Source organism: Actinomadura monticuli, from assembly GCF_041463655.1.
GTDB lineage: Bacteria > Actinomycetota > Actinomycetes > Streptosporangiales > Streptosporangiaceae > Spirillospora > Spirillospora monticuli.
In genome coordinates, this window is the sequence record NZ_JAXCEI010000007.1 from 189,442 (window position 1) to 215,733 (window position 26,292).

General features: G+C 73.3%; 22 protein-coding genes and 1 tRNA gene. 13 read left to right on the forward strand and 10 right to left on the reverse strand.

The features are described 5' to 3' along the window. Positions 1-72: 72 nt before the first annotated feature. On the forward strand, positions 73-681 hold the full coding sequence (locus SM611_RS17840) for a histidine phosphatase family protein (protein WP_371950712.1): 609 nt from the start codon (positions 73-75) through the stop codon (positions 679-681). 111 nt (positions 682-792) lie between these two features. Here the strand turns inward: SM611_RS17840 and SM611_RS17845 are convergent, their stop codons facing one another. Then, positions 793-1,884 carry a PucR family transcriptional regulator gene (locus SM611_RS17845; protein WP_371950714.1) on the reverse strand — a complete coding sequence of 364 codons (1,092 nt, stop codon included), beginning with the start codon at positions 1,882-1,884 and terminating at the stop codon, positions 793-795. A 117-nt stretch (positions 1,885-2,001) separates the two neighbouring features. Between SM611_RS17845 and SM611_RS17850 the strand changes: the two genes are divergently transcribed. Together SM611_RS17850 and pruA are read left to right on the forward strand one after the other, a co-directional pair. Further along, positions 2,002-2,910, forward strand: a complete 909-nt coding sequence (locus tag SM611_RS17850; RefSeq protein WP_371950716.1) for a proline dehydrogenase family protein — start codon at positions 2,002-2,004, stop codon at positions 2,908-2,910. A 15-nt stretch (positions 2,911-2,925) separates the two neighbouring features. Continuing rightward, entirely contained in the window at positions 2,926-4,557 is a 1,632-nt protein-coding gene (gene pruA / locus SM611_RS17855; RefSeq protein WP_371950718.1) for an L-glutamate gamma-semialdehyde dehydrogenase, read from the forward strand. Here pruA and SM611_RS17860 read toward each other — a convergent pair. After that, the gene (locus SM611_RS17860) at positions 4,554-5,759 is read right to left on the reverse strand and encodes a cytochrome P450 (protein ID WP_371950720.1); all 1,206 of its coding nucleotides are present in this window, start codon (positions 5,757-5,759) and stop codon (positions 4,554-4,556) included. The genes pruA and SM611_RS17860 overlap by 4 nt on opposite strands. Positions 5,760-5,819: 60 nt before the next feature. Here SM611_RS17860 and SM611_RS17865 point away from each other — a divergent pair, with 60 nt between their 5' ends. Both SM611_RS17865 and SM611_RS17870 read left to right on the forward strand, forming a co-directional pair. Then, positions 5,820-6,497 carry a TetR family transcriptional regulator gene (locus tag SM611_RS17865; RefSeq protein ID WP_371950722.1) on the forward strand — a complete coding sequence of 226 codons (678 nt, stop codon included), beginning with the start codon at positions 5,820-5,822 and terminating at the stop codon, positions 6,495-6,497. Continuing rightward, positions 6,475-6,548, forward strand: a tRNA-Met gene (locus tag SM611_RS17870). The genes SM611_RS17865 and SM611_RS17870 overlap by 23 nt, the downstream gene beginning before the upstream one ends. Positions 6,549-6,859: 311 nt before the next feature. On the opposite strand, the gene SM611_RS17875 is transcribed toward SM611_RS17870, so the two are convergent. After that, positions 6,860-7,798: a DUF5996 family protein gene (locus SM611_RS17875; RefSeq protein ID WP_371950724.1), complete on the reverse strand. Its 939-nt coding sequence runs from the start codon at positions 7,796-7,798 to the stop codon at positions 6,860-6,862. A 450-nt stretch (positions 7,799-8,248) separates the two neighbouring features. Here SM611_RS17875 and SM611_RS17880 point away from each other — a divergent pair, with 450 nt between their 5' ends. The 5 genes from SM611_RS17880 (at position 8,249) to SM611_RS17900 (ending at position 15,800) form a co-directional block, all read left to right on the forward strand. Then, positions 8,249-8,623, forward strand: coding sequence for a DUF3054 domain-containing protein (locus tag SM611_RS17880; RefSeq protein WP_371950725.1), 375 nt, complete (start codon positions 8,249-8,251; stop codon positions 8,621-8,623). A gap of 105 nt (positions 8,624-8,728) precedes the next feature. Further along, the gene (locus SM611_RS17885; protein ID WP_371950727.1) at positions 8,729-10,375 is read left to right on the forward strand and encodes an AMP-binding protein; all 1,647 of its coding nucleotides are present in this window, start codon (positions 8,729-8,731) and stop codon (positions 10,373-10,375) included. A 55-nt stretch (positions 10,376-10,430) separates the two neighbouring features. Next, a complete protein-coding gene (locus SM611_RS17890; RefSeq protein WP_371950729.1) occupies positions 10,431-13,433 on the forward strand; it encodes an AMP-binding protein in 3,003 nt (1,000 codons plus the stop codon). Between the two features lie 100 nt (positions 13,434-13,533). Next, entirely contained in the window at positions 13,534-14,937 is a 1,404-nt protein-coding gene (locus tag SM611_RS17895; protein WP_371950730.1) for a cytochrome P450, read from the forward strand. A gap of 53 nt (positions 14,938-14,990) precedes the next feature. Continuing rightward, positions 14,991-15,800, forward strand: a complete 810-nt coding sequence (locus SM611_RS17900; protein ID WP_371950731.1) for an SDR family oxidoreductase — start codon at positions 14,991-14,993, stop codon at positions 15,798-15,800. 1 nt (position 15,801) lies between these two features. Here the strand turns inward: SM611_RS17900 and SM611_RS17905 are convergent, their stop codons facing one another. Further along, positions 15,802-16,671 carry an oxygenase MpaB family protein gene (locus tag SM611_RS17905; RefSeq protein ID WP_371951034.1) on the reverse strand — a complete coding sequence of 290 codons (870 nt, stop codon included), beginning with the start codon at positions 16,669-16,671 and terminating at the stop codon, positions 15,802-15,804. A 106-nt stretch (positions 16,672-16,777) separates the two neighbouring features. On the opposite strand from SM611_RS17905, the gene SM611_RS17910 reads away from it, so the two are divergent. Together SM611_RS17910 and SM611_RS17915 are read left to right on the forward strand one after the other, a co-directional pair. Continuing rightward, complete coding sequence (locus tag SM611_RS17910) at positions 16,778-17,401, forward strand: TetR/AcrR family transcriptional regulator (RefSeq protein ID WP_371950733.1); 624 nt, start codon at positions 16,778-16,780, stop codon at positions 17,399-17,401. A gap of 84 nt (positions 17,402-17,485) precedes the next feature. Then, positions 17,486-19,003 carry a carboxylesterase/lipase family protein gene (locus tag SM611_RS17915; RefSeq protein WP_371950735.1) on the forward strand — a complete coding sequence of 506 codons (1,518 nt, stop codon included), beginning with the start codon at positions 17,486-17,488 and terminating at the stop codon, positions 19,001-19,003. Here the strand turns inward: SM611_RS17915 and lhgD are convergent. The 3 genes from lhgD to hisN all read right to left on the reverse strand — a co-directional run bounded on the left by lhgD (position 19,000) and on the right by hisN (position 21,389). Next, positions 19,000-20,187, reverse strand: a complete 1,188-nt coding sequence (lhgD, locus tag SM611_RS17920; protein ID WP_371950736.1) for an L-2-hydroxyglutarate dehydrogenase — start codon at positions 20,185-20,187, stop codon at positions 19,000-19,002. The genes SM611_RS17915 and lhgD overlap by 4 nt on opposite strands. Positions 20,188-20,212: 25 nt before the next feature. Beyond that, positions 20,213-20,404, reverse strand: a complete 192-nt coding sequence (locus tag SM611_RS17925; RefSeq protein ID WP_132192914.1) for a tail-anchor membrane protein — start codon at positions 20,402-20,404, stop codon at positions 20,213-20,215. 181 nt (positions 20,405-20,585) lie between these two features. Then, a complete protein-coding gene (gene hisN, locus SM611_RS17930; RefSeq protein ID WP_371950738.1) occupies positions 20,586-21,389 on the reverse strand; it encodes a histidinol-phosphatase in 804 nt (267 codons plus the stop codon). Positions 21,390-21,525: 136 nt separating this feature from the next. On the opposite strand from hisN, the gene SM611_RS17935 reads away from it, so the two are divergent. Beyond that, complete coding sequence (locus tag SM611_RS17935) at positions 21,526-22,374, forward strand: hypothetical protein (RefSeq protein ID WP_371950740.1); 849 nt, start codon at positions 21,526-21,528, stop codon at positions 22,372-22,374. Positions 22,375-22,395: 21 nt separating this feature from the next. On the opposite strand, the gene SM611_RS17940 is transcribed toward SM611_RS17935, so the two are convergent. From SM611_RS17940 to aroA, 3 genes are read right to left on the reverse strand one after another with little or no spacing between them, the layout of a single operon-like run. Beyond that, positions 22,396-23,952: a serine/threonine-protein kinase gene (locus tag SM611_RS17940; RefSeq protein ID WP_371950741.1), complete on the reverse strand. Its 1,557-nt coding sequence runs from the start codon at positions 23,950-23,952 to the stop codon at positions 22,396-22,398. 39 nt (positions 23,953-23,991) lie between these two features. Beyond that, positions 23,992-24,957 (reverse strand): ribosome small subunit-dependent GTPase A, encoded by a 966-nt coding sequence (rsgA, locus tag SM611_RS17945; protein ID WP_371950743.1) that lies wholly within the window; start codon positions 24,955-24,957, stop codon positions 23,992-23,994. 58 nt (positions 24,958-25,015) lie between these two features. Next, positions 25,016-26,287 (reverse strand): 3-phosphoshikimate 1-carboxyvinyltransferase, encoded by a 1,272-nt coding sequence (gene aroA / locus SM611_RS17950; RefSeq protein ID WP_371950744.1) that lies wholly within the window; start codon positions 26,285-26,287, stop codon positions 25,016-25,018. Between the last annotated feature and the right edge of the window lie 5 nt (positions 26,288-26,292).

Sequence of the window (26,292 nt, forward strand, 5' to 3'; positions counted from 1 at the left end):
CGCCGTGACCACATGCTTCGTGCAGCGAGCCGTCAATGGGACGGGCGTGGCACCTGACGGAGTACCTCGCAGGTGACCCTCCGGCTGGTGCTGATCTCCCACGCGTCCACGGCGGCGACGCACGGGGCGCGTTTTCCCGATGACGAACCGCTCAACGACCGCGGGCTCGCTGCGGCGTCCGCCTGCCTCGGGGCACTGCGGCGCGTCGGCGCGGCCTATCGCGGTCTCGAACGACGCTGCCTGCAGACCGCCCAGGCCTTAGGGCTGGACGCGGAGCCGGAGCCGCTTCTGGCCGACATGGACGCCGGCATCTGGCGGGGGCGCCGGCTGGCCGACCTCGAAACCGAGAACCCGGCCGATCTGTACACGTGGATGACCGACCCTGTCGCCGCACCCCATGGCGGTGAACCGCTCGCCGGTGTCCTTGCGCGCATGGCGTCGTGGCTAGACCGGCTCCCCGGTGCCGCCTCCCCTGTCGTCGCCGTCACTCACCCCGCGCTGGTGCGAGCAGCCGTTCTGCACGCTCTGGGCGCTCCACCAAGTGCGTTCTGGCGCATGGACGTCCCGCCGCTGTCCCAGACCCGCTTGTCGTATAACGGCGGCCAGTGGCGCCTGCGCGAGTCCGGCCACCCGCTCGGCCCGGCGGATCAGGGGCCCCGTGAGGTCAGAGGACGGGGTTGAGGGCGGCGGCCAGGTCCGCGGTGAGGACGATCGGCGGTCGGCCGGCGCGGCGCCGGCCATGGGGCACGGTAGCGACCTTGGGCGCCCCGAACCCGGTCCGCCCAAGAGACGTCAGTCGAGGTGGGGGGACAACGTCAGGGCCAGGTGGAGGGTCAGGCGGTCCTGGCCGTCGGTGAGGGTCAGGGACGTCAGTTCCTCGATGCGGCGCAGGCGGTGGTAGAGGGTCTGGCGGTGGATGTTCAGGGTCTTCGCCGTCTTCTGGACGTTGCCCGCCAGGTCCAGGTAGGCGCGGGCCGTCTCGGCGAGGTCCGGGTGCTGGAGCAGGCGGGCGGTCCCCGGGGTCTGGGTCGTCTGGGTCAGGGCCTCGCCGCCGGCGGTGCGCAGGAGGCGGAGGACGCCCAGGGACGTCCAGTCGCGGGTTTCGCCGGGGGCCGCGGCGCGGGCCGCGACGCGGGCGCGGAGCCAGCCTTCGTGGACGTCCTCCAGGGTCGGGCAGGGGGAGAAGACGCCTGCCCGGACGGGCGCGTGGCGTTCCTCCAGAAGGCGCCGGGCCCTGTCGAGGGTGGTCGTGGTGGGGGTCGAGGCCGGGACGACCAGGACGTGGTCGCGCTGCCAGACCGTCGTCAGCACCGAGTGGGGGAGCTGCCAGGGGTTGAGCGGCTCCGGGGACGGTGTGCGCAGGACGGCCACGGTGAAGGGCGCTTCGGGGGCCGCGGCGTCCGTCAGGTCGTCCGCCGCCTGGGTGCGCGTGTCGGGGTGGGTGGCGAGGAGGTCGGCGACCTTCCAGCTCAGGTCGTCGCGCTCCCTGGCCTGGCGGGCCATGAGGAGCGCGGCCCGTTCGCACAGCGGCATGGCCTTGGCCGCCTGGGGGGTCGTGATGCGCTCCTGGTCGTCCAGGAGCCATAGGTAGCCGTAGGTCACGTTGTTCCAGCGGACGGGCAGGCAGAGGCGGCCGAGCTGGCCGAGGGACGCGTCGGCCGGGATGCGGACCGGGCTCGTGGCGCGGGCGATGCCGTGGCGTTCGAAACGGGCGCGGACGTCCTCGGTGGCGCGGCGGTGCAGGATCGACGCCGTGCGGACGGGGTCGATCGTGTCGCCGTGGGCGGCGTAGGCGACGAGGTGGAAGTCGCGGTCCTCCAGCGTGGCGGGGGCCCGGAGGAGGTCGGCGGCCTGATCCACGATGTCCTGGAGGTCGGGAGCCATGAGCCTTCCTTCATACGTTTGTATGAAGTCTAGCCGGAAAGAAAGTGACATCTGCCTATAGGGGGACGGGCACGGCGCTTCTACCGTTCGAGGTGTTCCTCGACGTTGGAGGCTCCCATGCTCAGTCCTCTCCTGCTTGCCGCGGCGCGCAGCGAACGCATGCGCGGGCTCGTCACCTCGATGCCCCTCACCAGGGGGGTCGTCGACCGGTTCGTCGCTGGGGACGATCTCGGGGCGGCGCTCGGCGCGGTGCGGGAGCTGGGCCGCGACGGCCTCGACGTCACCCTCGACCACCTGGGGGAGCACACCCGGGAGCCCGCCCAGGCCGCGGCGACCCGCGACGCCTATCTGCGCATGTTCGAGGCGCTGGACGCGGGCGGGCTCGCCGGTGGCGCCGACGCCTCGGTGAAGCTGTCCGCGCTCGGGCAGGCGCTGCCGGGAGAGCTCGCGCTCGACCACGCGAGGGACATCTGCGCCGCCGCCGGGCGGGCCGGAATGACCGTCACGCTCGACATGGAGGACCACACGACCGTCGACTCCACGCTGGAGACCCTCGGCAAGCTGCGGGCCGACTTCCCGTGGGTCGGCGTCGCCGTCCAGGCGATGCTGCGGCGCAGCGAGAGCGACCTGCGGGACCTGGCCGGGCACGGGTCGCGGGTCCGGCTCGTCAAGGGGGCCTACGCCGAGCCCGCCTCGGTCGCCTTCCAGGGGCGGCGCGAGGTCGACCGCGCCTACGTGCGGGGGCTGCGGCTGCTGATGCGGGGCGACGGATATCCGATGGTCGCGAGCCACGACCCGCGGATCATCGAGATCGCGTCGGCCCTCGCCGCCGGACGGCCCCCGGCGTCCTACGAGTTCCAGATGCTCTACGGGATCCGGGCCGCCGAGCAGCGGCGGCTCGCCGAGGCGCACCGGATGCGCGTCTACGTCCCGTACGGAGCCGACTGGTACGGCTACTTCATGAGGCGCCTGGCCGAGCGTCCCGCCAACCTCGTCTTCTTTCTCCGTTCGTTCGTCTCCCGCTAAGGAGGGTTCCTTTCCATGGACGCCGTGACCAACGTTCCGACGCCGGTGAACGAGCCGGTGCGCGGGTACGCGCCGGGCAGCGCCGAGCGGGCCCGGCTGGAGGCGAGACTCGCCGAGCTGACCGCCGAGGCGCCGATCGACCTGCCCATGACGATCGGCGGCGAGCGGCGGCTCGGCGGCGGCGCGAAGGTCGCCGTCGTTCAGCCGCACCGGCACGCGTCCGTCCTCGGGACGTTCGGGACCGCGACGGCGGACGACGCGCGGGACGCCGTCGACGCCGCACTGAAGGCCGCGCCGGCGTGGCGGGCGCTGTCCTTCGACGACCGGGCCGCGGTCTTCCTGCGCGCCGCCGACCTGCTGGCCGGGCCGTGGCGCGAGACGCTGCTGGCCGCGACGATGCTCGGGCAGTCCAAGACCGTCCAGCAGGCGGAGATCGACAGCCCGTGCGAGCTGGTCGACTTCTGGCGCTTCAACGTCCACTTCGCGCGGCGGATCCTCGCCGAGCAGCCCATCAGCGGCGACGGGGTGTGGAACCGGTCCGACCACCGGCCGCTGGAGGGGTTCGTCTACGCGATCACCCCGTTCAACTTCACCGCCATCGCCGCGAACCTGCCGACCGCGCCCGCGCTGATGGGGAACGTGGTGGTGTGGAAGCCTTCGCCCACGCAGACGTACTCGGCGGTGCTGCTGATGCGGCTGCTGGAGGAGGCCGGGCTGCCCGACGGCGTCATCAACCTGGTGACCGGCGACGGGATCGCGGTCTCGGAGGTGGCGCTCCGGCACCCCGAGCTGGCCGGGATCCACTTCACCGGATCCACCGCGACGTTCCGGCACCTGTGGAAGACGGTCGGGAACAACATCGAGAAGTTCCGGAGCTACCCGCGGATCGTCGGGGAGACCGGCGGCAAGGACTTCGTCGTCGCCCACCCGTCCGCCGACCCGGCCGTGCTCAAGACCGCGCTCGTGCGGGGCGCGTTCGAATACCAGGGGCAGAAGTGCTCCGCGGCCTCGCGTGCGTACATCCCGCGGTCCATCTGGGACGGCGGGTTCAAGGAGGAGCTGGCCGCCGAGGTCGACGGGCTCACCATGGGGGACGTCGCCGACCTGTCCAACTTCATGGGCGCCGTCATCGACGAGCGCGCGTTCGCCAAGAGCCGCGACGCGATCGACCGGGCCCGCGCCGACGCCGGAGTCGAGATCGTCGCCGGCGGGACGTACGACGACTCCGTCGGATACTTCGTCCGGCCCACCGTGCTCGCCTCCGCCGACCCCGGGAACGACATCTTCCGGACCGAGTACTTCGGGCCGATCCTCGGCGTCCACGTCTACGAGGACGACCGGTACGACGAGATGCTCGCCCAGATGGAGTCGGTCGCGGAGTACGCGCTGACCGGCGCCGTCATCGCGAACGACCGGGCCGCCGCGGCGCACACCGCGGAGGTGCTCCGGTACGCGGCCGGCAACTTCTACATCAACGACAAGCCCACCGGCGCCGTCGTCGGGCAGCAGCCGTTCGGCGGCGCCCGCGCGTCCGGCACCAACGACAAGGCCGGCTCCGTGTTCAACCTGCTGCGCTGGACGTCGCCGCGCTCCATCAAGGAGACGTTCGTGCCGCCGACCGACTACCGGTACCCCCACATGGGTTAGGCGCCGACCCCCGTCGCGGGGAGCGAGACCCAGCCGCGCGTGAAGGGGGACGCGATCCGTTCGGACTCCTCCAGGTCCACCCCGATGCGGGGATGGGCCCGGAGGAGTTCCTCCAGGGCGACGCGCGCCTGCAGCTTGGCCAGGTGCGAGCCGATGCAGAAGTGGACGCCGCTGGAGAAGCCCAGATGGCGCGGGATCTCGCGGGTGATGTCGAGGTCGCCCGCGGACGGGCCGAACTCGCGCTCGTCCCGGTTCGCCGACCCGAACAGCATCATCACCTTCTCGCCCGCGGGGATCTCCGTCCCGTGGACGGTGACGGGACGGGTCGTCGTCCGGGCCAGCGCCTGCACCGAACTCTCCAGCCGGAGGAACTCCAGCAGCGCGTTCGGGATCAGCGACGGATCGGCGGCGAGGCGCTCGCGCTGCGCGTGGTCGCCGTCGAGGAGCGCGACGCCGTGCGAGACCAGGTTGCCGGTCGTGTCGTTGCCGCCCGCGACCATCACGAAGCAGAACCCGAGGACGTCCCAGTCGGTGAGGCGCTCCCCGTCCGCCTCGGCCCTCGTCAGCGCGCTGATCAGGTCGTCGGACGGGTCGGCGCGGCGCGCCGCGATCACGTCGGTGAAGTAGCCGAACATCTCCGCGACGGCGGAGACCGCGTCGTCCTTCAGCGCCTTCAGGTCGAAGCCGTCGTCCTGGAGGGTCGTCAGCGCGGACACCCACGGGTCGAACTTCGCCCTGTCCGCCTCCGGGACGCCCAGCAGACGCGCCAGCGCGAACGTCGGCAGCGGAGAGGAGAAGTCCCGGTGCAGGTCGGGCGTCTCGCCGTCCGCCGCCTTCCGCTCCATCAGCGCGATCCTCGAACGGACGAACTCGCGCAGGAGCCCCTCCAGCGCGGCGATCCGGCGCGGCGTGAAGCCGTGGCCGACCAGACGGCGCAGGACGGTGTGGCGCGGCGGATCCAGCATCACGATCGTCGGCGCCAAGCCCAGGGTGCCGATCTCGTCCGGATAGAACGTCAAGCCCTGCGCCGACGAGAACGTCCCCGCGTCCCGCGTCGCCGCCCAGATGTCGTCGAACCGGGACAGCGCCCAGAACGGCGGATCGACGTGGCGGTGGACCGGGTCGTCGTCGCGGAGGCGGCCGTAGGCGGGATAGGGGTCGGCCTGGAAGGCGGGATCGAACGGATCGTAGACGTCCGCCATGGCGGGGGCCTCCGGTATTAACAGGCGCCGTTATTAACGCCTCCTGTTAGTATCACCGGCGTGCCGAAAGACGCAAGAGCCACCCGCGAAGCGCTCATCCGCGCCGGCGCCCACCTCTTCGCCGCCCACGGCATCGACGCCGCCCGCACCCGCGACATCGTCACCCGCGCCGGACAGGGCAACGACTCCGCCATCACCTACCACTTCGGCTCCCGCGCCGGCCTCCTCAACGCCATCCTCCGCGCCGGCATCACCCGCATGGAACCCGCCCGCGCCGCCACCCTCCCCACCCTCCGCCCCCACGACCTCCCCGCCATCGTCGCCGCCATCGTCCACCCCACCGCCGACGAACTCCGCACCCCCCAAGGACGCGACTTCCTCCGCATCACCGCCCAACTCGCCGGACGCGCCGGAATCCGCGACCACCACCACCCCGCCCTCCTCGACGACACCGCACTCCAACGGCAACTCCACCTCCTCCAAAACGCCTGCACCGCCACACTCCCCGAACCCCTCGCCCTCGAACGCATCTCCCTCTTCATCGCCTTCCTCACCGCCGCCCTCGCCGACCGCACCACACGCCCCCGAACCCCCGCCGCCATCGACCACCACACCTTCACCACCGACCTCACCGCCATGCTCACCGCCGCCCTCCAAGCCCCCGCCCGAACCGGTTTGCCTAACCACCCCCAGCCCCCTACAGTTGACCCATCACCGCGGGGTGGAGCAGTTCGGTAGCTCGCTGGGCTCATAACCCAGAGGTCGCAGGTTCAAATCCTGCCCCCGCTACTGGTCCTGGGGTCCGTATGGTCGCCCGCCTTTGGCGGGCTTCCCTGCGGGCCCCTTCGCCTTTGCCCGGGGGGCGACCCCCGGAGCCCCCGGTTCCTCCGCCTCCCCCACCCGCCCGCCCCCGGGGCTTCGCCCCTGGCCCCCGTTCGTGGCTTCGCCCCTCATTTTCGTCTCGGGGTTTCGGTTATTGGGGCCCATCGGTGGTTGGTGGTTTTTTTCTTGGGGCTTCGCCCCTCGGCGCCGCTGGGCTTCGCCCTCGCTGCCTTCCTGGTCCTGGGGCTCTTTCGGCTCCTGGAAGACGGGGCGGACGGTCAGGACTTGCGGTTGTTCAGTCTTGTCGGGGTGTCTTCCAGCGTTGCGCGGTCCCAGTCGGCTCGGGTCGCGGCTGCCTCGTAGGTGGATTGGAAGAAGTCGGTGAGGGTGCGGTCGGGGGCGGGGGCTGTGGCGACTGCCTCGTAGGGGAGTAGGAACTCGCCCATTTCGCTGTTGTAGGTGGCTTCCGGTGGAGTGACCGGATGGTCCTGGAAACCGGGGGGCTCCGGGTAGGCGTAGGAGTAGAAGGCTCCCTCCTCGCCTCCGCCGGGCCAGAAGCCGGCGCTCGACAGTTCGCCGGAATAGCCCTCCACCATCACCCAGTCGGGGCAGTTCGGGGCGCCGCCGGGGTGCTCGGGGGCGGGGCGGCCGGAGAACCTCGTGCACGCCAGGTCCATCGCGCCCCAGAAGAAGTGCACCGGGCTCACCTTGCCGACGAAATGGGAACGGAACTCGCCCAGGACCCGGTTCGCCTGCAGGAGCTGGCGCCAGAACAGGTGTGCGGCGTCCGGGTCGTAGGACTTGTGGTCCTGGTCCTCGGCGAACGGGATCGCCGGGTCCACCTCGTTCGGGCTCGCCTGGATGGGGGCCACGATCCCCAGCTCGTCCAGTGCCGTCATGGTCTGGGCGTAGAAGTCGGCCACCGGCTTCGGCGCCAGCGCCACCGTGCGGGACCCGCCGTCGCTGCTTCTGACGCGCAGGACGTGGTCGACGAAGTCGAACTCGATGTCGAAGGCGCCGTCGCGGTACGGGACCGCCGAGGTCGTCAGGCCGCGGGCGCTGACGTACAGGGTGACCTGCCACCAGTGGTTGAGCAGCGGCGCGTGCGCCAAGCGCACCTTGCCGACGATCTGCGTCCACATGTGCAGAGTCGTGCGCGTCTCCGCCCAGTCCGCCAGCCGCAGTCGCGGCCACCCGTTGGCTCCCCGGTCCGCCATCGCCCCTCCACACGTCGAACGGTCACCACGCGTGATACCCGCAGGTGGAGCGTCAACCACGGCGGATGCTCCGGTGTTTGTCGGCGCGCCGACGGCGCGAATTGCGGAAGGGCCGGCCATGGGTAAGCCGGTCAAGGCGACGCTCGGAATCGGCGAGTAGGCGGATGGCTTTCTGGACGTCTTCGCGGTCGGCGTCGGCGGGGGCCCCGCCAGGTCTCTTCTTAAGGGAATAGTGTGCCGAATTCGAGCAGACATGCTTCCACTCCCGCCTCGTCTTGGGAGGGGTTGTATTCCGTCCGGAAACCGGCTCCCTTATTCGCTGTGACCAATGACCGGGCAGCCGGAGCTCGGTGTCATCGGAGAATGCGCGGCGGCTTCTGTGAACGGACTCAAGGTGCCGGGCGCGCGTCCAACTCCCGGGCGGTACCGGAGTGCGCATAGCCTGGCGTCATGCGCAACTGGGTCGCCGGCGTGCTGGACGCCTGCTGTGTGCTCGTGTTCGTGGCGATCGGGCGGGCCTCGCACGAGGAGGCCGCGAGCGTGGCGGGGTTCGCCGGCACGGCCTGGCCGTTCCTGGCGGGGGCCGGCGCCGGATGGGTCGCCGGGCGCGTCTGGCGGCGGCCGGAGGCCGTGGTGCCGTCCGGCGTCGCGGTCTGGGCCGCGGCCGTCGGCGGCGGGATGCTGCTGCGGGTCCTGACGGGGCAGGGCACCGCCGCGGCGTTCGTGATCGTGGCCCTCGTGTTCCTCGGGGCGACGCTGCTCGGCTGGCGCGGCGCCGCGGCCCTCGCCCGGTCGCGGAGGCCCGCGGAGGACCGGACCACATGACCGCCCGGTCTCCTTACTGATCGAACCGGTTGACGTGAAGCCCCCGTCCTGGTGAAGTTACCCGCGAGTCACGTGGGTGACCGTGATCAGTCTGAAGGGGACACGATGGCATCTGCGCTGCGCGACTGGCTGGAGACGCCGGACACCGGACGCGGCGTGCACCTCGCGGCCGACGACGGCGGCTGGGAGTTCCGCGACTACGGTGAGCTGGCGTCCGCCGCGCGACGCACCGCCGGGGCGCTGATCGAGGAGGGCGTCCGGCCGGGCGACGTCGTGTGCCTCATCCTGCCCACGGACTTCACCTGCATCGAGACGTACTACGGGGTGTGGGCGGCGGGCGCCACCGTGTGCCTGATCACGCCCCCGCTGTTCCAGGACGGCGACGACTACGTCGCCCACGTCGCCGCCATCCTGCGGCAGGCCGCGCCGGCCCTCGTCGTCGCGTCCAAGGACCTGACCGAGTACGCCGGCCGCGCCATGGACGAGGCCGGGATGAGCGGCGAGCCGTGGCAGCCCCGCCAGGGCGAGGAGGCCCCGGTGCAGCCGGCCGGCGAGCTCGCCCTGCTCCAGTTCACCTCCGGGTCCAGCGGCGCGCCGCGCGGGGTCATGGTCACCTGGGACAACCTCGAGGCCAACTGCGACCTCATCGCCCGGATGGCCGGATACGAGGACGGCGACGTGGTGGCCTCCTGGCTGCCGCTCTACCACGACATGGGCCTCATCGGCACCTTCATCACGCCGATCGCGCGCCAGGGGATGCTGCGGCTGATGCGGCCCGACCACTTCATCCGCGACCCCGCGCGGTGGCTCCGGTGCTTCGCCGAGGCGCAGCACACGGCGGCGCCGCCGTTCGCGTACGCGTACTGCGCGCGGCGCGTCAAGCCGGAGCAGCTGGAGGGGCTCGACCTGTCCGGCTGGAAGATGGCGCTGATCGGCGCCGAGCCCATCGACCCGCACGCGCTGGAGGTGTTCGCGCAGCTCGTCGAGCCGTACGGGTTCTCCCGCACGATGTTCAAGCCCGCCTACGGCATGGCCGAGACGACGCTGCTGGTCACCATGGACAACGCGCCGCGCGACCCGCTGGCCGTCCGGCCCGACCCCGATACGCTGTCGTTCGGGCAGCCCGTGCGGATCCTGGAGCAGCACACCCTCGGGGCGCGGTCGCTCGGCGCCAAGGCCGGCTGGATCGTCGGCTGCGGCACGCCCGAGGACGACGTCTCCGTGGAGATCGTGGACGACGACGGCAACCGGCTGGCGGAGGGGCTGCTCGGCGAGATCGTCGTGGGCGGCGCCTCGGCGTGCCCCGGGTACTACGCCGGGGCCGAGGCGAAGTCGACGCGGTTCATGGACGGCAAGGTCTACACCGGTGACGCCGGGTTCTTCCACGAGGGGCAGCTCTTCGTCCTCGGGCGGATGGGCGACAGCATCAAGGTCCGCGGCCGGTCCGTCTACGTCGAGGACCTCGAATCCAAGATCGCCGAGGTGAGCGGGCTCGGGAAGGGCCGCATCGCGGTGGTCGGCGTGCCGGGCGCCGGGCAGAAGGGCCTCGCGCTGTTCGCCGAGACGCAGGCCGAGGACTGGATCCCGGCGGTCCGCGAGATGCTGCGGCGGCGCGTCGGCGAGGACGTCGAGCTGACCATCGTCGTCGGCACCGGCCTCATCCAGCGGACGTCCAGCGGCAAGCCCCGCCGCCGCTACATGTGGGAGCGGCTTCAGGCCGACCGGCTGGACGGTGCCCGGATCGTCCCCTGATTGCTAAGCCGCCGACATCAGGACACCATGGCGTTGACGCTGCGAAGGGTCGACGATGCCGGATGTTGCCAGAACGCTGTTCCGCCTGGGGGCCCGCCTGGGCTCCACCGCCCAGAACGCTCTGGAGGTCGCCCGGTTCGGGGGATTCGACACCGATGAGGACGCGTCCCCCTGCGAGGTCGTGACCGAGCAGCGCGTGTACCGGCTGCGGCACTACTTCCCGGACGCGGCGGGCGGGCCGGTGATGCTGCTCGTCCCGCCGCTGATGATCACCGCGGAGGTGTACGACATCTCCTCCCGGGTCAGCGCCGTGCGCGTCCTGCACGACCTCGGCGTCGACCCCTGGGTGGTCGACTTCGGCGCGCCCGAGCGGGAGCCCGGCGGGCTCGAGCGGACCATCACCGACCACGTGCTGGCCGTCAGCGACGCCGTCGACCGGATCAGGCGGGACACCGGGCGGGACGTCCACCTGGCCGGCTACTCGCAGGGCGGCATGTTCGTCTACCAGGCCGCCGCGTACCGGCGCAGCGAGGGCGTCGAGTCGATCGTGACGTTCGGCAGCCCGGCCGACATCAGCCAGGGCCTGCCGTTCGGGCTGCCGAGCTGGCTCGCGGCGGAGGGCGTCGAGCGGATACCGGACCAGGTCCTCGGCGGGTTCGCGGTGCCCGGCTGGCTGACGCGGCTGGGGTTCCAGGCGCTGAGCCCCGTGAAGTCGGTCCGGTCGAGGATCGACTTCATCCTCCAGCTGCACGACCGCGAGCGGCTCGCGCCGCGCGAACGGCAGCGGCGGTTCCTGGAGCGGGAGGGCTGGGTGTCGTGGCCCGGCCCCGCGCTCGCCGAGTTCCTCCGCCAGTTCATCCAGCACAACCGGATGCTGACGGGCGGGTTCGTGATCGGCGACCGGCTCGTCACGCTCGCCGACATCACCTGCCCCGTGCTCACCTTCGTCGGCGAGGTCGACGAGATCGCGCCGCCGCCGATGGTGCGCGGCATCCGGCGGGCCGCGCCGCGCGCCCAGGTGTACGAGGCGTCCCTGCGGGCCGGGCACTTCGGGCTCGTCGTCGGGAGCCTCGCGATCGCGCGGACGTGGCCGGCCGTCGCGTCCTGGGCGCTGTGGCGGGAGGGCAAGGACGAGCTTCCGGAGATCGTCGTGCCGGTGGCGGGCGACGAGGAGGCCGAGGCCGCCGGGCTGCCCGGCGGGCCGGCGGGGTACGGGCTCCAGCTGGCGATGGGCATCGGGACGAGCGCCGCGCGGTCGGCGATCCGGACCGCCGCGCAGGTCGTGCGCGGGACCCGGCAGCTGAGCGGCGAGGCCGCGCAGAACCTGCCGAGGCTGGCGCGGCTGGAGCGCATCCAGTCCGACACGCGCATGTCGATGGGGCTGCTGCTGGACGAGCAGGCGCGCGCCAGGCCGGGCGAGGTCTTCTTCCTCTACCAGGGGCGCGCGCACACGCACGACGCGGCCAAGCGGCGCGTCGACGCCGTCGTGCGCGGGCTGATCCACATCGGGGTGCGGCGCGGCGACGCCGTCGGCGTGCTGATGGCGACGCGGCCGGCCGCGCTGGCGCTCGTCGCGGCGCTGAGCCGGCTCGGCGCCGTGGCGGTGCTGCTGCGCCCCGACGGCGATCCGGCGGCGGAGGCGCGGCTGAGCGGGGTGACGCGGGTCATCGCCGATCCCGAGCACGCGGCGCTCGCCGGGGGGCTGGAGGGCGTCCAGGGGTACCTGCTCGGCGGCGCCGGGCGCGGCGACCGCGGGGCGCTGGTGGACATGGAGGCCATCGACCCGGCGCGGGTCGAGCTGCCGGGCTGGTACCGGCCGAACCCGGGGCGCGCCGGGGACCTGGCGTTCGTCGTGTTCCGGGGCGACGGGGAGCAGTTGCGGGCCAGCCGGATCACGAACCGGCGCTGGGCCCTGTCCGCGTTCGGGACGGCGTCGTCGGCCGCCCTGTCCTCGTCCGACACGGTCTACAGCATCACGCCGCTCCAGCATCCGTCCGCGCTGCTGATGAGCCTCGGCGGCGCGGTCGCGGGCGGCGCGCGGCTCGCGTTGGCGAGCGCTCCCGCCGCCGCTGCCGGGGAGTGTGGGGGGTCGTCCCCCCACGGGGGCATCGACCCGGAGACGTTCTGGGACGAGGCGCGCCGCTACGGCGTGACCGTCGCGTCCTACACCTGGATGTCGCTGCGCGACCTCGTGAACGCGCCGCCGAACCCGGCCGAGCGGCACCACGCCGTCCGGCTGTTCATCGGGTCGGGGATGCCGCGCGGCCTGTGGCGGCGGGTCGAGGACCGGTTCGCGCCCGCCCGCGTCCTGGAGTTCTACGCCTCGACGGAGGGCGAGGCGGTGCTGGTCAACCTGAGCGGCAAGAAGCCGGGCTCGCTGGGGCGGACGCTGCCGGGCAGCGCCGCGGTGCGGCTCGCGCGCTACGACCTGGAGAACGGGCGGCTCGACCTCGGGCCCGACGGGTTCGCGGTCCGCTGCGAGCCCGGGGAGATCGGCATGCTGCTCGCCCGGGTGCGGCTCTCGGCGATCGGCGCCGCGAGCCGCCCGTTGCGCGGCGTGTTCCGGCCCGAGGACGCCTGGACCATCACCGGCGACCTCTTCCGTCGGGACGCGGACGGCGACTACTGGCTGGTCGGGCGGGAGACCGAGCTGATCCGCACCGCCGAGGGCATCGTCCCTCCCGGCCCGATCCGGGACGCGCTCGGCGACCTGCCGTACGTCGACAGCGTCGCCGTCTACGGGATCCCGGTGGGCGGCACCGAACTGGCCGCCGCGGCGGTCACCCTGCGGGACGCCGGCGAGCTCAAGGCGATCGACCTGTCGGAGGCGCTGCTGCGCGTCGAGCCGGGGCTGCGGCCCGCGCTCGTCCGGGTGGTCGACGAGATGCCGGTCACGGCCGGGCGGCGGCTGTGGACGGCGCCGCTGCGGGACGAGGGCGTCCCCGCCGCCGACGACGGGCTGACCTACTACCGGGACAGGTCGGGCGCGTACCGGCCGCTGACCGAGACGGCGCGGCGGCGGCTGCTCCGCGTCGCGGCGGGCCGCCAAGCGCGCTGACGCGCAAGTCACCGGCGATAAGTCTGGACTTACGGGCGTCCGCTACGTTAGAACAAAGCAACAGAATCCGGTCTTTTGTTGCACGCCTCCGGAGGGGTCCATGACGAGCGTCCTCGCACCGCCGCCGCAGGGCAGCGGCCTGAAGCCGGTCCCCGGCGTGCCCGGCGTCCCGTACATCGGCAGCACCCTCGCGGTGATGCGCGACCCGATCGGGATGGCCCGCAAGCGGTACGACCAGTACGGCCCCGTCGCCTGGGGATGGCTGCTCGGGCAGCGCACCTGCACCGTCCAGGGACCGGAGGCCGCCGAGGTCGTCCTGGTCAACCGGGACAAGGCGTTCGCGAACGGGCCCGCGTGGAGCTACTTCATCGGCCCGTTCTTCACCCGCGGCATCATGCTGCTCGACTTCGAGGAGCACCTGCACCACCGGCGCATCATGCAGCAGGCGTTCACCCGCCCGCGGCTGCGCGCCTACATGGACGCGATGGCGCCCGGCATCGTCAAGGGCATCGAGGCGTGGGAGCCCGGCCCCGACTTCAAGGTCTACGACCACATCAAGCGGCTCACGCTCGACCTCGCCGTGGACGTGTTCATGGGCGTCGAGCTGGACGACGCCGAGCGCGCGCGGGTCAACGGCGCGTTCATCGACGCCGTCCGCGCGGGGACGGCCTACGTGCGGTTCCCCGTCCCCGGGCTGCGCTGGCACCGCGGCCTCCAGGCCCGCAAGGTGCTGGAGGAGTTCTTCTACCGGCACCTGCCCGCCAAGCGCCGCGACGCCGGTGCTCTCCGAGGGGGGACGACCCCCCACGCCCCCCGGGGTGCCTCCGGCGGTAGCGACCTGTTCGCCGCGCTGTGCGAGGCCGAGACCGACGACGGGCAGCGGTTCACCGACGAGGACGTCGTCAACCACATGATCTTCGCGCTGATGGCGGCGCACGACACCACCACCATCACGCTGACCACGATGGCGTACTACCTGGCCAAGTACCCCGAGTGGCAGGAGCGGCTGCGCGAGGAGTCGCTGGCGCTCGGCAAGCCGCAGCCCGCCTACGACGACCTCGACTCGTTCACCGGCATCGACATGGTGATGAAGGAGTCGCTGCGGATGCTGCCGCCCGTCCCGGCGCTGCCCCGCAAGGTCGTCAAGGACACCTCCATCCTCGGCTTCCACATCCCCGCCGGGACGCTGGTCGTGGTGCCGATGCTCAGCAACCACCACATGCCGCAGTGGTGGCCGGACCCGGACACCTTCGACCCCGGCCGCTTCACCCCGGAACGCCGCGAGGACAAGATCCACAAGTACGCGTGGGCCCCGTTCGGCGGCGGCGCGCACAAGTGCATCGGGCTCTACTTCGCGGGCATGCAGGTCAAGACGATCCTGCACCAGGTGCTCCAGCGCTACCGCTGGAGCGTGCCCGCCCGGTACGAGTGGCCGCTGGACACCACGTCCCTTCCCTCGCCGAAGGACGGGCTCCCCGTCCGGCTCGACCGCCTGGAACCGTAATGAGAAGCGAACCGCGGGGCGCGCGGGGTCGTCCCCCCGCCTGAGGAGCAGCCATGAGCAAGGTCATCGCCATCACGGGCGCCGCGCGGGGGATCGGCCTCGCCACGGCCCGCGCCCTCAAGGCCGCAGGCGCGACCGTCGTCATCGGCGACATCGACGAGGCCGCCGTCAAGGAGGCCGCCGAGGCGCTGGGCGTCACCGGCCTGCTCGTGGACGTCACGTCCCGCGAGTCGTTCACCGCGTTCCTCGACCGGGCCGAGGACGCCGCCGGGCCGCTCGACGTCCTGGTCAACAACGCCGGGATCATGCCGATCGGGCCGGTCACGGACGAGAGCGACGCCGACGCCCGCCGCTGCGTCGACATCAACCTGCACGGCGTGATGCTCGGCACCAAGCTCGCCCTCGGGAGGATGCTGCCGCGCGGGAGGGGCCACATCGTCAACGTGGCCTCGGTCGCCGGCGTCATGTTCACCCCCGGCCTCGCCCTCTACAACGCCACCAAGGCCGCCGTCCTCGCGTTCACCGAGGCCACCCGGCTGGAGGTGCGGGACCGGGGCGTGCACGTCGGCGCCGTGCTGCCGACCTTCACCAACACCGAGCTGGTCGCCGGGACGGCGAGCCCCAAGGGGCAGCGGAACTGCGAGCCGGAGGACATCGCCGCGGCCGTCGTCGCGCTGATCGCCAGGCCGCGCCCGCAGGTCGTCGTCCCGAAGAAGCTCGGCACGCAGGTCAAGGTGAGCGCGCTGCTGCCCGAGCGGCTCCGCTGGGCGATGTCCCGCCGGCTCGGCCTGGACAAGATCTTCCTGGAGTACGACCCGGACGCCCGCAAGGAGTACGACGCCCGGATCCGCTCCCAGGGGTGACTCAGGCCCGCCGCGCCCGCCGCGCCTTCCGCGCCTCCCGGAAGGCGCGGCGGGCCTGCGGGAGGTAGCGCACCGCCTCCGGGAGCAGCGGCCACACGCGGTCGCCCGCCCGGACGGCCGCCGCGAACCGCCGGTAGCGGCGCTCGTCGGCGGCGCTCCACGGCAGGTCCAGCAGCTCGCGCATGCGCGGGTGCAGGCCGCCGACCGTGATGAACCGGGCGACGGCGTTCAGCGGCGGCGACACCGCGCGCCACACCGGCGCCGGCACCTTCGGCGGCGCGGGCAGGCCCTTGGTGACGTAGCCGACGCCGTACCGGGCGGTCTTGTGCGGGACGATCTCCTCGTCCAGCATCCGCTTCCAGTACGCCTGGAACGCCTCCCAGTCGTCCGGCATGGCGCGGTCGCTGACCCCGTACATCCGGAACCAGGTCTTCGACTCCTCGTAGATGCGGCGCTTCTCCGCCTCGCCGAGGGGCCTGACGAACGTCTCGATCGTGTACAGCAGGGTGTCGAGGAACGTCGCGTGCGCCCAGTAGTAGGTCTCGGGGTCGAGCGCGTGGTAGCGGGCGCCGTCCGGCATCGTCCCCTTGATGTCGCGGTGGTAGTCGCGGACCTTGCGGCCCGTCTCCGCGGACCGCTCCGCGCCGTACACGGTGTCCAGGATCGGCCCGGCGGACCGCTTCAGCCGCGCGAACGTCTCGGAGAAGAACACCGAGTGGTCGAGGACGCCCTGGCCGAGCGCGGGGAGCATGTTCTGCAGGACGGCGGCCCGGGGCCCGGTGAGGAGCATCCGGGTGTCGCCGAAGTAGCGCCAGGTCAGGGAGTCCGGCCCGAGCGGGGCCGGGGGCTGCGTCTCGGCCAGGTCCGTCATGTGCACCGCCGCTAGTGTGTGAGACAGAAGTACAGATTGACGATTATTGTAGCTCTGTCGCGTCCGGTGTCACGAGCCGGACGCCCGATCCGGCTAGGGTGCGGCTATGGCGATGGATGTGCGGAGCGCCGACGGGCTGGCGGCGTGGCTGGCGACGCCGGAGACGGGTGCCGACGACCTCGACACCCGCATCCTGGACGCCGCCCTCGCGGAGTTCGAGACCTACGGGCTGCGCCGGGTCAGCGTCGAGGACGTCGCGAAGCGGGCCGGGGTCGCGCGCACCACGATCTACCGGCGGTTCACCAACAAGGAGCAGCTGCTCCAGGCGGTGATCCTGCGCGAGTGCCGCCGGTTCCTCACCGCCATCGCCGAGGCCACCGCGGACCTCGGGTCCGCCGAGGAGGCCGTGGTGGAGGGGTTCGTGGTCGGGCTGCGCAGCGCCCGCACGCACCCGCTGATGACGCGCGTCCTGGAGAGCGAGCCGGAGGCGTTCCTCCCGCAGCTCAGCATGAACGGCGGCGCGGTCATGCTCGCCGCCCGCGACATCCTCGCCGACCGGCTGCGCCGCGCCCGCCCCGCCGACGCGGAGGACCACGACACCGTCGCCGAGGTGCTGCTGCGGCTCGCGGTGTCCCTGCTGCTGGTGCCCGGCGGCGGGCTGGCGCTGGACGACGAGGACGCGATCCGCGCCTTCGCCCGCGACTACCTCACCCGCATGCTCCGTCCCTGACTTGCTCCGTCCCTGACTTACGCGATGCGCCGCGCTCCCGTACGCTCTGGTTGTCGAATTTCGTTCTAGAACCGGGAGCGCGGCATGGAGGCGGTCGTCCAGACGTCCCACGGCAAGGTGCGCGGCAGGACACGGGACGGCGTCACCGCCTTCCTCGGCATCCCCTACGCCGCGCCCCCGTTCGGGCCCGACCGCTTCCGGGCGCCGCGCCCGCCCGAGCCGTGGGACGGCGTCCGCGACGCCTTCGACTACGGGCCGACCGCGCCCAAACCCGGCTACCCCCGGCCGTTCGACACGCTCCTGCCCGACCCGGACGTCCCGGGAGACGACTGCCTCAACCTCAACGTCTGGACGCCCTGCTTCTCGGGGGGCACAGGGGGGCCGTCCCCCCGGAACGACACGACGCGTGAGCCGGGCGGCTCCGGGCTCCCCGTCATGGTGTGGATCCACGGCGGCGCGTTCCGGAACGGGTCCGGCGCCGTGCCCGTCTACAACGGCCGCAACTTCGCCCGCGACGGCGTCGTCTGCGTCTCGATCAACTACCGGCTCGGCGTCGAGGGCTTCGCCCACCTGCCCGGCGCCCCGCTCAACCGGGGCCTGCTCGACCAGATCGCCGCGCTGGAATGGGTCCGCGACAACATCGCGGGCTTCGGCGGCGACCCCGACCGGGTCACCATCTTCGGCGAGTCCGCGGGCGGGATGAGCGTCACCACCCTGCTCTCCCTCGACCTCGGCCTGTTCCGGCGCGTGATCGCGCAGAGCGGCGCCGGCTCCATCGCGCAGGACCCGGACGACGCCCTGCTCGTCACCAGGGAGATGGCCGCGCGGCTCGGCGTCGAGCCGACCGCCGAGGCGTTCGCCGCGCTCGCGCCCGCCGAGATCCTGCCCGCGCAGGCGTCCGTCGCCGCCGAGGTCTCGATGGTGCCCGACCCCGGCCGCTGGGGCGCCACCACGGCCGCGGGCGCGATGTCGCTCACCCCCGTCCTGGACGGCGAACTGCTCACGCGCCGCCCCGAGGACGCCATCGCCGCGGGCGCCGGACGCGACGTCGACCTGCTCATCGGCTACACCTCCGAGGAGTTCCGGCTCTTCCTGATGCCGACCGGCATCGCGGCGCAGGTCACCGACGAGATCGTGGGCCTCATCACCACCGGCATGGGCGTCCCGTCCGGGATGCCCGCCGCGTACCGCGACCGGTACCCGGACATGACGGCCGGCGAGGTGATGGCCACGATCATCACCGACCACCTGTTCCGCGTCCCGGCGAACCGCGCCGCCGCCGGGCACGCCGCGTCCGGCGGGCGCACCTGGATGTACGAGTTCGCGTGGCGGTCCCCGAACCACGGCCTCGGCGCCTGCCACGCCCTGGAGCTGGGCTTCGTGTTCGACAACCTGACCGCCGAGCCCGACGGGCTGGCCGGCCCGAACCCGCCGCAGGCGCTCGCCGACCGCATGCACCGCCACTGGGTCGACTTCGCCGCCACCGGAGACCCCGGCTGGGAGCGCTTCGACCCGTCCGGCCGCGCGGTGCGGACGTTCGACGAGCCGTCCGACGGCATCGTCCACGACCCGCGCGGCGACGTCCGCAAGCTCTGGGACTAGAGCCGCGCGGCGACGTGCTCGGCGATGGCCAGGGAGGACGTCGCCGCCGGGGACGGCGCGTTGCGGACGGTCACGACCGGGCCGACGCGCCCGATGCGGAAGTCGTCGACGAGCGAGCCGTCGGGGTCCACCGCCTGCGCACGGACCCCGGCGGGCGCCGCGACGACGTCGCGCGCCGCCAGCTCGGGGACGAAGCCGCGCGCCTCCGCGACGAACGCGCGCTTCACCGCCGACCCGTACAGCTCCTTCGCGCCCGTCCGCCAGTGCCGCCGCGCCAGCCGCCGGAACCCGGGCCAGCGGAGCGTCTCCCACAGGTCGGCCGGGCGGACGTCGCGCCGCCGGTAGCCCTCCCTCGCCAGCGCCAGGACGGCGTTGGGGCCGACGTCCACGCCGCCGTCCACGCGGCGCGTGAAGTGCACGCCGAGGAACGGGTAGCGGGGGTCGGGCACCGGGTAGATGAGGCCGCGGACCAGGTCCGTCCGGGACGGGACGAGCCGGTAGTACTCGCCGCGGAACGGGATGATCGCCGGGGCGGGTTCGTCGCCGGCGAGCCGCGCGACCCGGTCGGACTGGAGCCCGGCGCACACCACGAGCCTGTCGAAGACCAGTTCCTCGTGCGGGGACGCGACCGTGACGCGGTCGCCGGCCCGCCCCAGCCGGACGACCTCGAAGCCGAGCCTGACCTCGCCGCCGCCCGCGGCGACGTCCTCGGCGAACGCGCGGGCGACCGCCGGGAAGTCGGCGATCGCGGTGGTGGGGGAGTGCAGGGCGGCCACCCCGGCGGCGTGCGGCTCGATCTCCCGGAGCCCGTCGCCGGTCAGGCGCCGCAGACCGGGCACCCCGTTGGCCGTCGCGCGCCGCTCGATCTCGTCCAGCGCGGCCAGTTCCGACGCGTCGCGCGCGACGACGACCTTGCCGCACTCCACGTAGGGGAGGTTCCGGTCGGCGCAATACTCCTTGAGCAGGCCGATCCCGCGCCTGCACAGCGTCGCCTTCAGCGAGCCCGGCGCGTAGTACAGGCCCGCGTGGGCGACGCCGCTGTTGTGGCCCGTCTGATGGGCCGCGACACGGTCCTCCTTGTCGAGGACCGTCACCGTCACGCCCGGGCGCGTCTCGGCCAGCCGGCGCGCGATCGCGAGCCCGAGGATTCCCGCTCCGACGACGCCGACCCGTGTCTCCGCCATCCCCGCACCCTAGCGGGGTCGGCGGCTAGCTCCCGAGGCGCTTGCGCCCCTGCGCGCGCACCCGCTTGCGCTGGGACGGGTCGAGCATCATGTACCCGACGAGCGGTGCGCCGAGGACGCCGAGGATGATCAGCGCGCTCAGCCACCACGGGAAGACGAACAGCGTCAGGAAGCCGACGACGACGCCGCCGATCACTACCTTGGTCTGGGTCGACATCTGCGTACCTCCGTTTACGGGCCGCCCGTCTGGCGCCGCCCATATAGGACAACGGCCGTTGCGTGACCGCTGTTCCAAGATATGTCGCGAGTCGGGCGGATGGCCATGATGATCTGGCCCCGGACCGGGTATTCCCGCCGCGGGGAGGTCGGATGCGCGGGAGATCGGATGCGCGGGGAGGTCAGATGCGCAGGGAGAGCTGCCCGCCGCCCAGCGTGCGCAGGACGTCCGCGTGCAGCTTGCCGTTCGTGCAGACCACGCTGCCGCCGTCCGGGCCCGGCACCCCGGACAGGTCGGTGAACATGCCGCCGGCCTCCTCCACGATCACCTGGAGGGCCGCGAGGTCCCACAGCGACACCTCCGGCTCGGTGGAGATGTCGATCGCGCCCTCGGCGACCATCATGTGCGACCAGAAGTCGCCGAACGCCCGCGTCCGCCACACCGAGCGCGTCAGCTCCAGGAAGTGGGCGAGGCGGCCCTGCTCCTCCCAGCCGCTCAGGCTGGAGAACGACAGCGACGCGTCCGATATCTCGCCGACCGCCGACACGGTCATCCGGCTGGCGCGGGTGAGGCTCCGGCCCGTCCAGGCGCCGCCGCCCCGAGCCGCCCACCAGCGCCGGTTCAGCGCGGGCGCCGACACCACGCCGACGACGATCTCGTCGTTCTCCATCAGCGCGATCAGCGTCGCCCACACCGGGACGCCGCGCACGAAGTTCTTCGTCGCGTCGATCGGGTCGATGATCCAGCAGCGGTTCCCGTAGCCGGTCTTGCCGTACTCCTCGCCGAGCACCGCGTCCCGCGGGCGCGCCCGCTTCAGCGTGCCGCGGATCTGCTCCTCCACGCTGCGGTCGGCGTCGCTGACCGGCGTCAGGTCCGGCTTGGTCTCCACGCTGAGATCGAGGGCGCGGAAACGCCTGGTCGTGATGTCGTCGGCCCCGTCCGCCAGCACGTGCGCGAGACGCAGGTCATCGGAATAGCCCGCCACGGCGTGCAACGGTACCCTGATCACCGCTTGTCCAGACACACTCACCCGTGCCGTTCCGGCCTTTTCGGTCGTCCGGACGGGGCGCGCCGGGCAAGGTCGCCGGTTTCCCCGGACGGGTGATGGCAGCATGGGGGCCATGGCGCACGACCTACCCGCGTGGGTGACCGAGCTGACCGATCCGCGCCGGGCCGAGACGCTCGACGAACTCGCCGACCGTCTCGTCCCCCTGGCCGAGCACGCCATCGACGTGTCCCGTCGATTGCAGGCGCAGCTCAACGAGCTCAACGACCCGTTCAAGCGCGAGGCCCTCTACGGGCGCGTGGAGCGGCTGAAGAGCCGGGCGGGCGAGGCCCTGGACGAGATCACGGCGGAGATCGCCGCGTCCGGGGAGGAGCGCATGGAGCGGGTCTGGGCGGACTGGGCCGGCCGCGCGGCGCCCGGCGACCGCGGCGCGCGGGAGCGCGAGCTGCGCCGCCTGCTGGACCGCGACGTCGTCCCCGTGCTGTCCAAGCAGCAGCAGGACGTGGCCGGACGCGTCGCCGAGCGCACGTCCGGCGCGCTGGAGGAGGCGACGCAGACGCTCCTCACGCGGGTGGAGGAGCTGGCCAAGGCGGTCACCGACCTGATCCACGACGTGCTGCCCCTCGCCCGCGAGGGGCTGGCGCTCGCCAGCCGCATCTCCGCGCTGTCGGGCCATGCGCGCAAGGCGGGCCGGGGGCCGATCCCGGACGAGCTGAAGAGCGCGGGCGCCGAGACGTCCCGGGCGTTCGACGAGGCCGTGGCGCGGCTGGAGCTGGAGTGGGCCGCGCTCGGCGCGCGGTCGGCCAGCGTGCGGGCGGCGCTGCGGGGCGCGGAGGAGAGCGCGTTCAGCCACGTCACCGAGGAGATGACCCGGTGCGTGGAGGAGCTGGCGCCCCGGCACGTCAAGGCGCTGAACGAGGCGGAGGCCAAGGCCCGCGTCCTCTTCGAGGAGTCGCGCGGCTGACCGCCGGGCGGTGGCCGGCCGTCAGGCCGTGACGTCCAGTGTGCGCAGGAACGTCTCGTAGCGGGGGACGCCCGCGTCCCAGTGCTGCCGGTCGGCGGCCAGCAGGACCTGGTAGAGGACGCCGCCCGACTCGAACACCCGCACCCGCGCGCGGCCCGGAGTGCCGTTCTTGGTGAAGGTGAACTGGAGTTCGGCCGCCCGCCCGCCGTTGTAGGGGACGCTCCGGTCGAAGTTCTCCTGCTCGAAGCCGGGGTAGGCGCCGGTGTCGTTCTTCATGCCGGCGATCGCGGACGCGAGGCCGTCCGCCGGGGTCCCCAGCGCGGCGGATCCGAGGCGCTGGAACGCCAGGCCCATCGTGACGCCCTTCTCCGGGGAGGTGAACATGACGTCGTCGCCCTCGGCGTCCGCCTTCCAGCCCTGCGGGACGGCGGCGGTGAACGACGACCCCCGGTACGTGGTGTACCCGGCAGGCGCGGGGGACGGCCCGCCCGGCGACGTGGCCGGCGACGACGGCGACGGCGACACGGTGCCCGTGGTCGTCGCGGTGCCCGGCTTGCCGTCGCGGCCCTGCTCGTCGCCGCCGCTGGTGAACAGCACGACCGCGACGACGGCGGCGGCCAGCGCGGCCGTGAAGATCCCGGCGGGCACGATCAGCGGCCAGGGCACCCGCCTCGGCCGCGGGGGCGGGGGCATCCCCGCCGCCGGGCCCGGCGCGGGCGGCTGCAGCGTCACGTCGTGCGGCGGCCGGACCGGCGTGAACGCGGGCGCGGGGGCGTTCCGCGCGGCCTCGCCGAGCAGCCGGCGGGCCTCCTCGGCCCCCAGCCGCCGGTCGGGGTCCTTGCGCAGCAGCCCGTGCAGGACGGGGGCCAGCGGGCCGGCGAGGCGGATCGGGTCCGGGTCGTCCGACAGGACGGCGGCCATCACGCCCCACACGTCCGGCCGCCCGAACGGCGGACGGCCCTCGACCGCCGCGTACAGCGTCCCGCCGAGCGACCACAGGTCGGACGCCGGCGTCGCCTTCTGGTGCCGCGCCTGCTCCGGCGCCAGGTACGCGGGCGACCCGACGATCGCGCCCGCCTGGGTGAGCGTCTCGTCGCCCGCCACCGTCGCGATCCCGAAGTCGGTGAGGACGGCCCGGCCCGGCGGCAGCAGCACGTTGCCCGGCTTGACGTCGCGGTGCACCACCCCGGCCGCGTGCGCGGCGCCCAGCGCGTCCAGCAGGTCGAGCCCGATCGCGGCGACCCGCGCCGGCGGCAGCGGCCCCTCCCGCGCGATGACCCGGTCGAGGCCCTCCGCCCGGACGAGCTGCATCACGATCCACGGCCGGCCGTCCTCCTCGACGACGTCGTAGACCGTCACGATGCCCGGATGGTCGAGCCGCGCCGCCGACCGCGCCTCCCGGAACGTCCGCGCGTACAGCCGCTCGACCTGCGCGTCGTCCAGGCCCTGCGGCAGCGACACCTCCTTGACCGCGACCTCGCGGTCGAGCGTCCGGTCGCGGGCGCGCCACACCGCGCCCATCCCTCCGCGGCCGAGCAACTCCAGGAGCTCGTACCGCGCCGCGATCGTCTGGGGCATGGAAGCGACCCTACCGACGCGCGCGGGGGCCGTCGCGCGCTATTCGGCGTCCGTCTCGCGGCTGGACAGCAGGCGGCGGAGCGAGTCCAGGCGCGCCCGGGACGCGTGCCCCTCCGCCACCCACGCGTCGAGGCCGCAGTCGTCCTGGAAGTGGTCGCACTGCGGCGGGCAGCGCTCGGCGGCGCCCTCGGCCAGGTCGTCGAACGCGTTGATCACGTTCACCGGGTCGACGTGCGCCAGGCCGAAGCTGCGGACGCCCGGGGTGTCGATGATCCAGCCGTCGCCGCCGGGGAGCTCCAGGGCGATTGCGGACGAGGAGGTGTGCCGGCCGCGGCCGGTCACCGCGTTGACATGGCTGACGGCGCGTTCGGCGTCCGGGACGAGGGCGTTCACCAGGGTCGACTTGCCGACGCCGGAGTGGCCCACGAGGACGCTGGTGCGCCCGGCGAGATGGCCGCGCAGCCCGTCCAGGTCGCCGCCGCGTTCGGTCACGACGTAGGGGACGCCGAGCGGCGCGTACTCGGCGACGAGGCCGGCGGCGTCGGCGAGGTCGGCCTTGGTGAGGCAGAGCAGCGGGTCCATCCCGGCGTCGTAGGCGGCGACGAGCTGCCGGTCGATCATGCGGGGGCGCGGCTCGGGGTCGGCCAGCGCGGTCACGATCACCAGCTGGTCGGCGTTCGCGACGACGATCCGCTCGAACGGGTCGGTGTCGTCGGCGGTGCGGCGCAGCGACGACGTGCGCGGCTCCACCCGGACGATGCGGGCGAGGGTGTCGGGCGCGCCGGACACGTCCCCGACGAGCGCCACCCGGTCGCCCACGACCACGCCCTTGCGGCCCAGCTCGCGGGCGCGCATCGCGGTCACGCCGCGCTCGTCGCCGGTGCCGGCGTCGACCAGGCAGCGGTAGCGGCCGCGGTCGACGGCGGTCACGAAGCCGGACGAGGCGTCCTCGTGCGCGGGACGGCGGCGGGTGCGCGGCCGCGACCCGCGGCGCCCGGGCCGCACCCGGACGTCGTCCTCGTCGTAGTCGTTCGTTCGTCGGGCCAGTGGTCCGTCCCTGCCGTCAGGCGGGCGCCAGCATCGACGCCCACAGCCGAGTGAAGTCCGGAAGAGTCTTGCCCACGGTGCCCGGATTCTCCACTTCGATGCCGGGAACGGCCAGGCCGAGCACCGCCGCCGCCATCACCATCCGGTGGTCGTCGTAGGTGCGGAAGACGCCGCCGCGCAGCGGGCGCGGGCGGATCTCCAGGCCGTCGGGCAGCTCCTCGGCGTCGCCGCCCAGCCCGTTGATCTCGGCGGCCAGCGCGGCGAGCCGGTCGGTCTCGTGGCCGCGCAGGTGCGCGATGCCGGTCAGCCTGGACGGGGAGTCGGCCAGGGCGGCCAGCGCCGCGAGCACGGGCGTCAGCTCGCCGACCTCGTGCAGGTCGGCGTCCAGCCCGCGGAACCCGCCGGGGCCGCGGACGGTCAGCCCGTCCGGCCCGAGCGACACCTCCGCGCCCATCGCGCCGAGCAGCCCGCGCAGCGCGTCGCCCGGCTGCGTGGTCTCGGCCGGCCAGCCCGGCACGGTGACGCGACCGCCGGTGACCAGCGCCGCGCCGAGGAACTGCGCCGCGTTCGACAGGTCGGGCTCGATGACCCGCTCGCCGCCCCCGATCGGGCCGGGCGCGACGTGCCAGAGGTTCTCCTGCGCCTCGACCCGCACGCCCGCCTCGCGCAGCATGTGGACGGTCATCGCCAGATGCGGCGCCGACGGCACCGGCGGCCCCTCGTGCCTGATCGCCACGCCCTTCTCGAAACGGGGCGCGGCCAGCAGCAGCCCGGAGACGAACTGGGACGATCCGGACGCGTCGATCGTGACGTGCCCGCCGGTCAGCGAACCCGTCCCGCGCACGGTGAACGGGAGCGCGTCCCGGCCGCCGTCGTCGATGCCGGCGCCGAGCGCGCGGAGGGCGGTGATGATCGGGCCCATCGGCCGCTCCCGGGCGCGCGGGTCGCCGTCGACGAAGACCTCGCCGGACGCCAGCGCCGCGACGGGCGGCAGGAACCGCATCACGGTCCCCGCGAGGCCCACGTCCACCCGCGCCGGGCCGCGCAGCTCGCCGGGCAGCACCTGCCAGTCGCCGCCGTCCTCGCCGATCCCGGTGCCGAGCGCGCGGAGGGCGTCGGCCATCAGTTCCGTGTCGCGGCTGTGCAGCGGCCGGGTGACGCACACCGGCGCGTCGGCGAGCGCCGCGAGGATCAGCGCCCGGTTGGTCATCGACTTGGAGCCGGGCAGCGGCACCGTGGCGTCCACCGGGGCGTGCGCCACCGGGGCGGACCAATGCGGAGAGGGCATGGCCC